The following is a 12,036-nucleotide window of genomic DNA, read 5'->3' as shown; positions in this document are numbered from 1 at the left end:
CGCCAAGGCCGGGGGCCTTTCCGGTCCCGTTTTCGTGTTCCGTGTGTACCGGTTCGTGTTTCGTGTGTACCGGCTCCCCGGGCTGATAAGGGTCGATCCGGGCGGGGCGGTCAGGCCTCCGCCCGTACCTCAACAGCCTTGACAGTCTGGACGGCCTCGATGGTCTGCCCGGCCGCCGCCAGCCGGAGACGCGCCTCGTCCTTGCCGCACGGGTGGGCGCCCAGTGCCGTCTGGCGGGCCACGATGGTGCGTTCGGCGCGCATGAGGCGCCAGCCGCGGCGGATCAGGAACGGGACGGACTTGCGGCCCTCCTTCAGATCCCGCAGCAGCCGCCGCCGGAACGTCGTCGAAGGCCGCCCCCTCAGGCACAACGCGTCGGCCAGCAGGCCGAGTTCACGGCAGCGCACCACGATGTCCGCAGCGAAGACGCCCTCCGCGATGAACAGCGAGGTGTGCCCGATGTCGAGCGTGTCCTCGCCCGTCCGCGCGCTGGCCGAGATGTCGTACCGCGGCACTCGCGTCCGGCCCGTGCGGCACAGTTCCTCGATCGCAGTGAGGGCCGCCTCCGTGTCCCAGGATTCGGGTGCGTCCCAGTCGATGTCCGAACTGCCCGGTACGAGCGGCAGAGTCGGGTCGTCGCCCTCCTTGTAGAAGTCGTCGAGGCTCAGCACGGGCAGACCGGAGCGGGCGGCGAACGACGACTTTCCGGAGCCGGAGGGGCCGGCGAGCAGCACGACACGCGTGGCGGGGGCATGGGAACTCACGAGAGACCAGTGTGCGGCATCCCGCGGCCGGCGCCGAGCCCGCGGGTCGTCTTTGGTACCCGCGGCGCGTCTCAACTACGCTTCGTGGCGAATCGATTACTCAAAGGAGGCGGGTGTATCCCATGGCACGACACGCAGTTCCTCAGCGCAGGTCCGCTCAGCGCGGTCTGCTGCGCGCCGGGCTCGCGCTGACCGTCGCAGGTATCGGACTCGGCGCGTCGGGCGCGGCCACGGCCACCGCGGCGCCGATGCCGAAGGGCGGCCTGACGACGCTCGGCAAGCTCGACCCCCGGGCGGCGGCGCAGGGGACGAACGTGGCGCTGCACCAGGCGCTGGGCGCGGTCAAGGATGCCAAGCTCGACCCGCTCGCCGGCACGGGCGTGGACCCGCTGAGCAACTCGGTCGGCACGCAGATCGCCGACTTCAAGCCCGTGTCGACGAGACAGGTGACGGGCTCGCTGGCCGACGGCGGTTCGCTGCGGACCCTCCCGGTGGCCGGCAAGGCGGCGGCTCTGCTGCCGGGCTGACAGCCACCACACAGGAGGGCCCCGCCTCCCCGGGGACGGAGGGGAGGCGGGGCCCGTCTGCGTGCGGCCTCAGTACGACGAATCAGCAAAGGGCAATCAGCAAAGAGGAATCAGTAAATCAGTACGACGAGCCGGAGGCGCCCAGCGAACCCGTCGGGTGCCAGACCGTCTTCGTCTCCAGGAAGGCCGTCAGGCGGTGTGTGCCCGGGTCGGCCGCCCAGTTCACGGGGTTGTCCACAGGCTGTGGACGAAGCAGGCGCTTCAGGTTGTCCGCGGCCGCGATCTCCAGCTCCTTCGCGAGGACCTCGTCGGCGCCCGTCAGGTCGATCGCGTTGACGTCCTGGTGCGCGGCGAGCGGGGTCGCGATCTCGGCGGTGCGGCCGGAGAGGATGTTGACCACTCCGCCAGGCAGGTCGGACGTGGCCAGGACCTCGCCGAGCGAGAGCGCCGGGAGCGGGGACTTCTCGCTCGCGATCACGACCGCTGTGTTGCCGGTCGCGATGACCGGGGCGATCACCGACACGAGGCCCAGGAACGACGACTCCTGGGGCGCCAGTACGGCCACCACACCCGTCGGCTCGGGCGTGGAGAGGTTGAAGAAGGGCCCCGCCACCGGGTTTCCGCCGCCCACGACCTGGCTGATCTTGTCCGTCCAGCCCGCGTACCAGACCCAGCGGTCGATCGCCGCGTCGACCTGCGCCGACGCCTTCGACTTGGACAGCCCCTCGGCGTCGGCGACCTCGCGGACGAACTGCTCGCGGCGGCCCTCCAGCATCTCCGCGACCCGGTACAGGATCTGGCCGCGCAGATACGCCGTGTTGCCCGCCCAGCCGCCGAACGCTTTGCGGGCCGCGACGACCGCGTCGCGCGCGTCCTTGCGGGACGACAGGGGCGCGTTGGCGAGCCAGTTGCCCTTGGAGTCGATCACTTCGTACACCCGGCCGCTTTCGGAACGCGGGAACTTTCCGCCCACGTACAGCTTGTAGGTCTTGAAGACAGTCAAGCGCGTCATATCAGACATCGAGGTACGCCTCCAGACCGTGGCGGCCGCCCTCGCGGCCGAAGCCCGACTCCTTGTAGCCGCCGAACGGCGAGGTCGGGTCGAACTTGTTGAACGTGTTGGACCAGACGACTCCGGCGCGGAGCTTGTTCGCGACCGCCAGGATGCGCGAGCCCTTCTCCGTCCAGATGCCCGCCGACAGGCCGTACGGGGTGTTGTTGGCCTTGGCCACGGCCTCTTCGGGCGTACGGAAGGTCAGTACCGAAAGGACCGGGCCGAAGATCTCGTCGCGGGCGATGGTGTGCGCCTGAGTGACGCCGGTGAACAGCGTCGGGGCGAACCAGTAGCCAGAAGAGGGGAGTTCGCAGGGCGGGGACCAGCGCTCGGCGCCCTCCGCCTCGCCCTGGTCGGCGAGTGCGGTGATGCGGGCCAGCTGCTCGGCGGAGTTGATCGCGCCGATGTCGGTGTTCTTGTCGAGCGGGTCGCCCAGGCGGAGCGTCGACAGACGGCGCTTGAGCGAGTCCAGCAGCTCGTCCTGGATCGACTCCTGGACCAGTAGACGGCTGCCCGCGCAGCAGACCTGGCCCTGGTTGAAGAAGATGCCGTTGACGATCCCTTCCACCGCCTGGTCGATCGGGGCGTCGTCGAAGACGATGTTGGCGCCCTTGCCGCCGAGTTCGAGGGTGAGCTTCTTGCGGGTGCCCGCGATCGTGCGCGCGATTTCCTTGCCGACGGCGGTGGAGCCGGTGAAGGCGACCTTGTTCACGTCCGGGTGTGCGACGACCGCTGCGCCCGTGTCGCCGTATCCCGGAAGGATGTTGACGACGCCCTTCGGCAGGCCCGCCTGGCGGCAGATGTCCGCGAAGAACAACGCGCTCAACGGCGTCGTCTCCGCCGGCTTCAGCACGACCGTGTTGCCGGTCGCGAGCGCCGGGGCGATCTTCCACGCCAGCATGAGGAGGGGGAAGTTCCAGGGGATGACCTGGCCGGCGACGCCCAGCGGACGCGGATTCGGCCCGTATCCCGCATGGTCGAGCTTGTCGGCCCAGCCCGCGTAGTAGAAGAAGTGCGCGGCGACCAGCGGGAGGTCGACGTCGCGCGTCTCCTTGATCGGCTTGCCGTTGTCCAGGGTCTCCAGGACCGCCAGCTCGCGGCTGCGCTCCTGGATGATGCGGGCGATGCGGAACAGGTACTTGGCGCGCTCGGCGCCGGGCAGCGCCGACCACTTATCGAAGGCCTTGCGGGCCGCCTTCACGGCGCGGTCCACGTCCGCCTCACCGGCCTGGGCCACCTCGGAGAGGACCTCCTCGGTGGACGGGCTGACCGTCTTGAAGACCTTGCCGTCGGCCGCCTCCGCGAACTCGCCGTCGATGAAGAGGCCGTAGGAGGGGGCGATGTCGACGACCGCGCGGGACTCGGGCGCCGGTGCGTACTCGAATGCGGATGCCATGGGGATCAGTCCACCGTCACGTAGTCAGGGCCGGAGTAGCGGCCGGTGGCCAGCTTCTGGCGCTGCATGAGCAGGTCGTTCAGGAGCGAGGAGGCGCCGAAGCGGAACCAGTGGTTGTCCAGCCAGTCCTCGCCGACGGTCTCGTTGACCAGGACGAGGAACTTGATCGCATCCTTGCTGGTACGGATGCCGCCGGCGGGCTTCACGCCGACCTGCACCCCTGTCTGGGCGCGGAAGTCGCGCACCGCCTCCAGCATGAGGAGGGTGTTGGCCGGGGTCGCGTTCACCGCGACCTTCCCGGTCGAGGTCTTGATGAAGTCGGCGCCCGCCAGCATGCCGAGCCAGCTCGCGCGGCGGATGTTGTCGTACGTCGACAGCTCGCCGGTCTCGAAGATGACCTTCAGGCGGGCGGAGGTCCCGCAGGCCTCCTTCACGGCCGTGATCTCGTCGTACACCTTCAGGTACTTGCCCGCGAGGAAGGCCCCGCGGTCGATGACCATGTCGATCTCGTCGGCGCCCGCGGCGACGGCCTCGCGGACGTCGGCCAGCTTGACGGCGATCGGGGCGCGGCCCGCGGGGAACGCGGTGGCGACCGAGGCGACCTTCACGTCCGAACCGGCGACGGCCTCCTTGGCGACGGCGACCATGTCGGGGTAGACGCAGACCGCGGCCGTGGCGGGGGTGCTGCGGTCGGTCGGGTCGGGGTGGACCGCCTTGGCGCCGAGCGCCCGGACCTTGCCCGGGGTGTCCGCGCCTTCCAGCGTCGTCAGGTCGACCATCGAGATGGCGAGGTCGATGGCGTACGCCTTCGCGGTGGTCTTGATGGAACGGGTCCCGAGGGAGGCGGCGCGCGCCTCCAGGCCGACCGCGTCGACGCCGGGCAGCCCGTGGAGGAAGCGGCGCAGCGTGCTGTCGGACGCGGTGACGTCTGCGAGCGCACGTGCGGCTGTGGGTGCGGTGGTGGGCATGGTCACCAGACGAGCATATCTACGCGCGTAGCGGCTGTACACCCCCATGCGGCCGTTCTGCCGTGGCCACCACACGGACGGGCCGCGCGCCCCGTCGTGGCCACCGCACGGCCGGGCTGCACACCCCGTCGTGGCCACCACGCGGACGGGCCGCGCGCCCCGTCGTGCAGAATCGGCAGCATGACGACCCCCGAGCCTCCGTCCCCCGCGGCGCAGCCCCAGTCCCAGGATCGCGTCTACCGGTCGCCCGCCGGGATCGCGGGCGGTGTGATGCTGCTCGCCCTGGGCGGGTGGCTGGGCATCGACGCTCTCGTCACTGGCGAGGCGCGGGTGCGCTGGCTGACGGTCGCGGGCCTGCTCCTCGCGGTGCCGCTGGTCATCGCCTTCACGGTGCGGCCCGCGGTGTACGCGAACGACGACCGCCTCCGCATCCGCAACCCGTTCCGTACGATCACGCTGCCCTGGGCGGCGGTCTCCGGCCTGCGCTCCGGCTACTCCAACGAGGTCTTCGACCAGGACGGCACCAAATACCAGCTGTGGGCGATCCCGGTATCGCTGCGCGACCGGAAGAAGGCCGCGCGACGCCAGGCGCGGGCTGCCGCGGGGGATCCGCATGGGCACACGTCACCCGTGTCCGCAGGTCCCGTACGCGCTGCCGGGGACCAGACGATGGACGATCTGCGCGAGCTCGCCGAGGCGCGGGCCTCGGCCGAGGGGGCGCAGGGCGGCCCCGAGGTGCGGTGGGCTTACGAGATCGTGGGGCCTGCGGTGGTGGGGCTGGTGCTGCTGGTGGTGTTGCTGGCCCTGGGGTGATGATCCCCTACCCCGCCCCTTCCCGAACCGGGGGCTCCGCCCCCGGACCCCGAAATCGCCCTTCGGGCTCGTCCTCAAACGCCGGACGGGCTGATAGGTGTCCTACGGCGCGCTCGGCCACACCAGCAGCATGTACGCGCCCCAGTACGCCGAGCCGAGAACCGCGCAGGCGACGGCCGCCACCGCACGGTGCCGGCTGGTGCGGGCGACGGCGAGCGCGAGCGGCAGCAGCAGGGGGAAGCCCGGCAGCAGGAAGCGGGCGCGCGGGAAGTAGACGCCGCCGCTGCCCAGCACGATCACCAGCAGCACACCGGTGAAGATCAGCAACGGAAGCGGCTGCCGGTCCCGCACCGACAGCGCGAACAGCACGACGGACGCGATCAGCGTCAGCGAGACCATGACCAGGAACAGCTCGGGCGCCGAGTCGTACACGAACATCTGACGCAGCCGGTCCAGCGTCTCGGCACCGCCGTCCAGCTTGTTGTGCCACATCTCCTGTACGGCGAAGTAGCCGTCCCAGCGGCCGAGGCGCAGGCCCACCCATCCGACGTACCCGAGCCAGCCGAGCGGCGCGAGGACGGCACCGGCGAGGACGCGCGCGGAGAAGCGCGGGCGGAGCACGCACAGGGCCGTCACCGAGACGGCGGCTGCGAGCGCGATGCCGGTCGGCCGCGTCAGCCCCGACAGCGCGGCGAGCGAACCTGCCCATACCCAGCGGCCGGTGAGCACCGCGTACAGCGACCAGGCGACGAAGGCCGTGAACAGCGACTCCGTGTAGCCCATCCACTGCACGAGCCCGACCGGCAGCGCCGCCCAGGCCACCGTGAGCAGCACACCGACGCGGCTGCCGTGCAGCCGGTCGCCGACGGCGAAGATCCCCCATGCGGCGACGAACGAGGACAGCACGGCGATGACGAGGCCGACGCTCGCGCGCGATCCGGGCGTCACGGCGGCGACCGCCTTCACCAGCACCGGATACAGCGGGAAGAAGGCAAGATTGTTCGAGTCGTACTCGGTGCCCAGCTCGTGCGCGTACCCGTGGTCGGCGATCCCGAGGTACCAGACGGAGTCCCAGTCGTCGGCGAGCAGGTGCCAGACATCCTGGTCCGCGGCGCGCGCCCACACGGTCAGCAGGACGAGTCCCGTGGCACGGACCCCGGCGTACGCGAGCAGGGCGGGGGCAGCGCGCCGCAGTGACCGGCGCAGGCGGCTGCGGAGCCCGGCGGCGGACGGCGGTGCCGACCGCGGACGCCGGGAGCCCGGAAGGATCCCGCTGGAAGGCTGGGCGATCGCTTCGGACGGCACCGGGGAGGCGGTCGAGGACACTGCGGCAGCTCCAGGGACTCGTTCGTGCGCTACCGGTCAACCGTCTCTCGACCGACGCGCAGCGCGACGGACGCTGCGTCAACTGCCCTCGGGAAATCACACTTCGGGGCGACTTCGGTTTCGGGACCGGGGTGGGCTTCGGAAACACGAAACCCACCCCGGTTCCGGATCCGGTCCGTCAGATGCCCGCAGCCGCCGATAGATCCGTCCTCACGGCGCCGAGCAGCTCCGCGGCCCTCTCCCGCGCCGCGCCCAGCTCGTCCCGGGAGCCCACCGGCACGACGACCTCCAGATAGCACTTGAGCTTCGGTTCGGTGCCGCTGGGCCGGACGATGACGCGGGCGCCCTCGAGCGTGTACCGCAGCCCGTCCGTGGGCGGCAGCGTCTCCGTGCCCTGTGTCAGATCCTCGGTCCTCGTCACCGTCAGCCCGCCGAGCCGCGTCGGCGGCTGCTCCCGCAGCCGGCGCATGGCCTCGGCGATCAGCGACAGGTCCTGGACGCGCACGGACAGCTGGTCGGTCGCGTGCAGACCGTGCTCGACGGCGAGGTCGTCCAGCAGGTCCAGCAGGGTGCGCCCCTGCTCCTTCACCTCGGAGGCCAGCTCGGCGACCAGCAGCGCGGCCGTGATCCCGTCCTTGTCGCGTACGCCTTCGGGGTCGACGCAGTAGCCGAGCGCCTCTTCGTACCCGTACCGCAGCCCATCCACCCGGGCGATCCACTTGAAGCCGGTCAGTGTCTCCTCGTACGGCAGACCGGCCGCCTCGGCGATCCGGCCGAGCAGCGACGACGACACGATCGACTCGGCGAAGGTGCCGCGCGCGCCGCGCCGTACGAGGTGCGCGCCGAGCAGCGCGCCCACCTCGTCGCCGCGCAGCATGCGCCAGGCGTCGCCCTCGGGCACTGCCACGGCGCAGCGGTCGGCGTCCGGGTCGTTGGCGATGACGATGTCGGGGCGGGCCTCGCGCGCCTTCGCGAAGGCGAGGTCCATGGCGCCCGGTTCCTCCGGATTGGGGAACGCGACCGTCGGGAAGTCCGGATCGGGCTCGGCCTGCTCCTCGACGAGCACGGGCTCGGGGAAGCCGGCGCGTGCGAAGGCTGCGAGCAGGGTGTCCTTGCCGACGCCGTGCATCGCCGTGTAGACGACGCGCGCGGTCCTCGGCGAGCCGGGGGCGAGCACGGCGTCCGTACGGGCGAGGTAGGCCTCGAGCACCTCGTCACCGAGCACGTCCCAGCCGCCCTCCGGGCGCGGCACGTCGTCGAGGCCGCCCACCGCGGCGATCTCGGCGGCGATCTCGCCGTCGGCCGGCGGCACGATCTGGGAGCCGTCTCCCAGGTACACCTTGTAGCCGTTGTCGCGCGGCGGATTGTGGCTGGCCGTCACCTCCACGCCCGCGACCGCGCCCAGATGCCGGATCGCGAACGCGAGCACCGGCGTGGGCAGCGGACGCGGCAGCAGCGCGGCCCGCAGTCCGGCGCCGGTCATCACGGCCGCCGTGTCACGGGCGAAGTCGGCGGACTTGTGGCGGGCGTCGTACCCGATGACCACGAGGCCTTCGCCCTGGCCCTTCGCCCTGAGGTACGCGGCGAGGCCCGCCGCCGCGCGGATGACCACGGAGCGGTTCATCCGCATCGGTCCGGCGCCGAGCTCGCCGCGGAGACCTGCGGTGCCGAACTGGAGGGTGCCGCCGAAGCGGGTGGCGAGCTCGTCGAAGGCCTTGCCGTCGATGAGCTCGCCGAGCTCCTCACGGGTCTCGGGGTCCGGGTCCTCGGCGAGCCAGGCGCGCGCCCGGGCGATGAGTTCGTCGTGCACGTTCTCTCTTGCCTCTCCGTGTCGAAACGGGGAACCGGTGTGCGCCACCGCAGTCTGAGGGGGCAACCGCCGTCGTGGGCTGTGCCCACCCTCCCCCAGCTAACGCTGGGGGTGTCCCCAGGAGGTGCCCCCAGCCCTGTGGAACGATTGCCCACAGCACGCTGGCGGTACGGCCGCCGTCAGATACGCCCCAGCACCTGCGCCAGCAACGTCCCCATACGAGTCGCCGAGTCGCGCCCCGCCTGGAGGACCTCCTCGTGGTTGAGGGGCTCACCCGTCATGCCCGCCGCCAGATTGGTGACCAGCGAGATGCCGAGCACCTCGGCGCCCGCCTCGCGGGCCGCGATCGCCTCGAGCACGGTGGACATGCCGACCAGGTCCGCCCCGATGGTGCGGGCCATCCGGATCTCGGCCGGCGTCTCGTAGTGCGGCCCGGGGAACTGCGCGTACACGCCCTCCTCGAGCGTCGGGTCGATCTCCTTGCACAGCGCCCGCAGCCGCGGCGAGTAGAGATCCGTCAGGTCCACGAAGTTCGCGCCGACGATCGGCGACGCGGCCGTCAGATTGATGTGGTCGCTGATCAGCACCGGCTGCCCGGGCCGCATGCCCTCGCGCAGACCGCCGCAGCCGTTGGTCAGCACGACCGTCTTGCAGCCCGCGGCGACGGACGTGCGCACCCCGTGGGCGACGGCGGCGACCCCACGGCCCTCGTAGTAGTGGGTGCGCCCGAGGAAGACCAGTGCCCGCTTCTCGCCGATCCGGTACGAACGGATCGTGCCGCCGTGCCCCTCGACGGCCGGCGGCGGAAAGCCGGGCAGGTCGGTGACGGGCAGCTCGTGCTCGGGTTCCCCGAGCGCGTCGACGGCCGGCGCCCAGCCGGAGCCCATCACGAGGGCGACGTCGTGGGTGTCGGCGCCGGTGAGCGCGCGCAGGCGCGCGGCGGCGGCGTCGGCGGCGGCGTGCGGGTCGCCCTGGATGTCCGGATTAACAGAAGCGTTCACGCGACGAGCGTAGCCGGTCGAGCCCTACGCGCGTAGATGCTGGTGGCAAGGAGCTGCGATCGTTGCCGTGTCGTTTCCAACCGCACGGTGTCCTTCCCGCCGTAGGGAGATGGGCGACCGGCCCCGACAAGGTGGGCAACCGGCCCCGACCGCCTCAGCAGGGCCGCTTGCGCAGCTCCATCACGTAGTCGTGCGGCGCCCCGGCCGACTCCGCCGCGTCCGCGACCTCCCCGAGATAGCGCGCGGACGGCAGCCCGCCTTCATATCCGTTGAGGACGTACACCCATGCGGGTTCCTCGCCGTCCAGCGTGTGCACCCGCACCCGCATACGGCGGTATATGTCGAGCCCCACGCCCTCCCACCGGTCCATGGATTCCTCGTCCATCGGCGCGATCTCGTACAGCGCGACGAAGACCTGTGAGCGCGGTGCCTCGACGAGGGTGGCGAGTGCGCCTTCCCAGCCCAGGTGCTCGCCGCCGAAGGTCAGCCGCCAGCCGTTGAGCCAGCCGGTGGCCCGCAGTGGGGAATGCGGGGCGCGGCGGGACATGAGCCGCGCGTCGAGGTTGCCGGCGTACGCGGCGTAGAGCGACATGGTCCGAGAGTACGGCAGCGGGCACCTTGCGCCCCGTGATGGACGTCATGCCTCATAAAGCCCCATGTGCCACGCAAAGGCGGCCCCGGGGGCGAGGCCGCCGACGCGGTGCGGGACAATGGAGTACGTGACTCGGATCGTGATCATCGGTGGCGGACCCGGCGGATACGAGGCGGCCCTGGTGGCGGCCCAGCTCGGCGCGGAGGTGACCGTCGTCGACTGCGACGGCCTGGGCGGTGCGTCGGTGCTGACCGACTGCGTACCGTCCAAGACGCTGATCGCCACGGCCGAGGTGATGACGACCTTCGACTCCTCGTACGAGGAACTGGGCATCATCGTCGCCGACGACACGCCCTACGTCGACACCCCCGCGCGCGTGGTGGGCGTCGACCTCGGCAAGGTCAACCGCCGTGTGAAGCGGCTCGCACTCGCCCAGTCGCACGACATCACGGCGTCCGTCACGCGTGCGGGCGCGCGCGTGCTGCGCGGCCGCGGCCGCCTGGAGGGCGGGCAGTCGATCGACGGCTCCCGCAAGGTGATCGTCCGCGCCGCCGACGGCACGGAGGAGACCCTCGTCGCCGACGCCGTGCTGATAGCCACGGGCGGCCACCCGCGCGAGCTGCCGGACGCCCAGCCCGACGGCGAGCGCATCCTGAACTGGACGCAGGTCTACGACCTCGACGAGCTCCCCGAGGAGCTCATCGTGGTCGGCTCCGGTGTGACCGGTGCCGAGTTCGCCGGCGCCTACCAGGCGCTCGGCTCGCGCGTCACGCTCGTCTCCAGCCGCGACCGCGTGCTGCCGGGCGAGGACCCGGACGCGGCGGCCGTCTTGGAGGACGTGTTCCGGCGCCGCGGCATGAACGTCATGTCGCGCTCGCGTGCCCAGTCCGCCAAGCGCGTGGGCGACCGCGTCGAGGTGACGCTCTCCGACGGCCGTGTCATCACCGGTTCGCACTGCCTGATGGCGGTCGGCGCCATCCCGAACACCTCCGGCATGGGCCTGGAGGAGGCCGGGGTCAAGCTCAAGGAGTCGGGCCACATCTGGACCGACCGGGTCTCGCGCACCAGCGCCCCCGGCGTGTACGCGGCCGGTGACGTGACGGGCATCTTCGCGCTCGCATCGGTCGCCGCCATGCAGGGCCGTATCGCGATGTACCACTTCCTGGGCGACGCCGTCGCGCCGCTCAACCTCAAGACGGTCTCGGCGAACGTCTTCACCGACCCCGAGATCGCCACCGTCGGCTACTCGCAGGCCGACGTCGACGCCGGCAAGATCGACGCCCGCGTCGTCAAGCTGCCGCTGCTGCGTAACCCGCGGGCGAAGATGCAGGGCATCCGCGACGGCTTCGTCAAGATCTTCTGCCGTCCGGGTACGGGCATCGTGGTCGGCGGTGTGGTCGTGGCACCCCGCGCTTCGGAACTGATCCATCCCATCTCGATCGCGGTCGACAACAATCTGACGGTCGAGCAGATCGCGAACGCCTTCACCGTGTACCCCTCGCTTTCGGGGTCGATCGCCGAGGTGGCGCGGCAGCTGCACACCCGCAAGGCCACGGGCGAGGCCTGAGCGGAGGCCCTCAGGCCGGTGTCCGGACGGCGGGCGGCGGCCTGACCTCAGGGTGGGCGGCGTGGCCTGACCTCATGGGCAGCGGCTGACCGCGCCCAACTGCGCGAGTACAGCCCTCGATTGCCGTCGACGGCCGTCAATTCGGAGTGCCCATACGGACGTCCCGGCGACGACTGGCCGTATACCACTTTCCATCCCGTCGTGCGAACAACTTCTGT

The 12,036-nt window shown here is 71.2% G+C and carries 11 protein-coding genes; 3 read left to right on the top strand and 8 right to left on the bottom strand.

The features are described from left to right. Nucleotides 1-110: 110 nt before the first annotated feature. Nucleotides 111-764: a uridine kinase family protein gene (locus STSP_RS14125; protein WP_107441289.1), complete on the bottom strand. Its 654-nt coding sequence runs from the start codon at nt 762-764 to the stop codon at nt 111-113. Between the two features lie 122 nt (nt 765-886). Between STSP_RS14125 and STSP_RS14120 the strand changes: the two genes are divergently transcribed. Continuing rightward, nucleotides 887-1,291: a hypothetical protein gene (locus tag STSP_RS14120; protein WP_067276914.1), complete on the top strand. Its 405-nt coding sequence runs from the start codon at nt 887-889 to the stop codon at nt 1,289-1,291. Between the two features lie 118 nt (nt 1,292-1,409). On the opposite strand, the gene STSP_RS14115 is transcribed toward STSP_RS14120, so the two are convergent. Genes STSP_RS14115 through deoC form a run of 3 tightly spaced genes read right to left on the bottom strand, consistent with a single transcriptional unit; the run spans nt 1,410 to nt 4,709 of the window. Beyond that, nucleotides 1,410-2,312: an aldehyde dehydrogenase family protein gene (locus STSP_RS14115; protein ID WP_067276911.1), complete on the bottom strand. Its 903-nt coding sequence runs from the start codon at nt 2,310-2,312 to the stop codon at nt 1,410-1,412. Further along, nucleotides 2,305-3,741: an aldehyde dehydrogenase family protein gene (locus STSP_RS14110; RefSeq protein ID WP_067276910.1), complete on the bottom strand. Its 1,437-nt coding sequence runs from the start codon at nt 3,739-3,741 to the stop codon at nt 2,305-2,307. The genes STSP_RS14115 and STSP_RS14110 overlap by 8 nt, the downstream gene beginning before the upstream one ends. Before the next feature lie 5 nt (nt 3,742-3,746). Continuing rightward, complete coding sequence (gene deoC / locus STSP_RS14105) at nt 3,747-4,709, bottom strand: deoxyribose-phosphate aldolase (protein ID WP_067276907.1); 963 nt, start codon at nt 4,707-4,709, stop codon at nt 3,747-3,749. Nucleotides 4,710-4,889: 180 nt separating this feature from the next. On the opposite strand from deoC, the gene STSP_RS14100 reads away from it, so the two are divergent. Continuing rightward, nucleotides 4,890-5,522 (top strand): PH domain-containing protein, encoded by a 633-nt coding sequence (locus STSP_RS14100; RefSeq protein ID WP_067276905.1) that lies wholly within the window; start codon nt 4,890-4,892, stop codon nt 5,520-5,522. A 102-nt stretch (nt 5,523-5,624) separates the two neighbouring features. Here the strand turns inward: STSP_RS14100 and STSP_RS14095 are convergent, their stop codons facing one another. The 4 genes from STSP_RS14095 to STSP_RS14080 form a co-directional block, all read right to left on the bottom strand. Beyond that, nucleotides 5,625-6,848: a hypothetical protein gene (locus STSP_RS14095; protein ID WP_232789628.1), complete on the bottom strand. Its 1,224-nt coding sequence runs from the start codon at nt 6,846-6,848 to the stop codon at nt 5,625-5,627. Between the two features lie 178 nt (nt 6,849-7,026). Next, nucleotides 7,027-8,658: a phospho-sugar mutase gene (locus STSP_RS14090; RefSeq protein ID WP_067276903.1), complete on the bottom strand. Its 1,632-nt coding sequence runs from the start codon at nt 8,656-8,658 to the stop codon at nt 7,027-7,029. Between the two features lie 179 nt (nt 8,659-8,837). Then, nucleotides 8,838-9,659: a purine-nucleoside phosphorylase gene (locus STSP_RS14085; protein WP_067276900.1), complete on the bottom strand. Its 822-nt coding sequence runs from the start codon at nt 9,657-9,659 to the stop codon at nt 8,838-8,840. 154 nt (nt 9,660-9,813) lie between these two features. Next, nucleotides 9,814-10,251, bottom strand: a complete 438-nt coding sequence (locus STSP_RS14080) for a gamma-glutamylcyclotransferase (RefSeq protein ID WP_067276897.1) — start codon at nt 10,249-10,251, stop codon at nt 9,814-9,816. Nucleotides 10,252-10,369: 118 nt separating this feature from the next. On the opposite strand from STSP_RS14080, the gene STSP_RS14075 reads away from it, so the two are divergent. Then, the gene (locus STSP_RS14075; RefSeq protein ID WP_067276895.1) at nt 10,370-11,818 is read left to right on the top strand and encodes an NAD(P)H-quinone dehydrogenase; all 1,449 of its coding nucleotides are present in this window, start codon (nt 10,370-10,372) and stop codon (nt 11,816-11,818) included. Nucleotides 11,819-12,036: the final 218 nt, after the last annotated feature.

The sequence above is a fragment of the Streptomyces jeddahensis genome (genome assembly GCF_001642995.1).
GTDB classification, from domain to species: domain Bacteria; phylum Actinomycetota; class Actinomycetes; order Streptomycetales; family Streptomycetaceae; genus Streptomyces; species Streptomyces jeddahensis.
The sequence above is the reverse complement of the archived record's forward strand: the minus strand, read 5'-3'. Positions and strand labels throughout refer to the sequence as shown.

Bases quoted from the DNA above. Each gene is read 5' to 3' on its own strand.
- STSP_RS14100 (WP_067276905.1), top strand. From the start codon at position 4,890: ATGACGACCCCCGAGCCTCCGTCCCCCGCGGCGCAGCCCCAGTCCCAG.
- STSP_RS14075 (WP_067276895.1), top strand. From the start codon at position 10,370: ATGGAGTACGTGACTCGGATCGTGATCATCGGTGGCGGACCCGGCGGA.
- STSP_RS14115 (WP_067276911.1), bottom strand. From the start codon at position 2,312: ATGTCTGATATGACGCGCTTGACTGTCTTCAAGACCTACAAGCTGTAC.
- STSP_RS14120 (WP_067276914.1), top strand. From the start codon at position 887: ATGGCACGACACGCAGTTCCTCAGCGCAGGTCCGCTCAGCGCGGTCTG.
- STSP_RS14080 (WP_067276897.1), bottom strand. From the start codon at position 10,251: ATGTCGCTCTACGCCGCGTACGCCGGCAACCTCGACGCGCGGCTCATG.
- deoC (WP_067276907.1), bottom strand. From the start codon at position 4,709: ATGCCCACCACCGCACCCACAGCCGCACGTGCGCTCGCAGACGTCACC.
- STSP_RS14110 (WP_067276910.1), bottom strand. From the start codon at position 3,741: ATGGCATCCGCATTCGAGTACGCACCGGCGCCCGAGTCCCGCGCGGTC.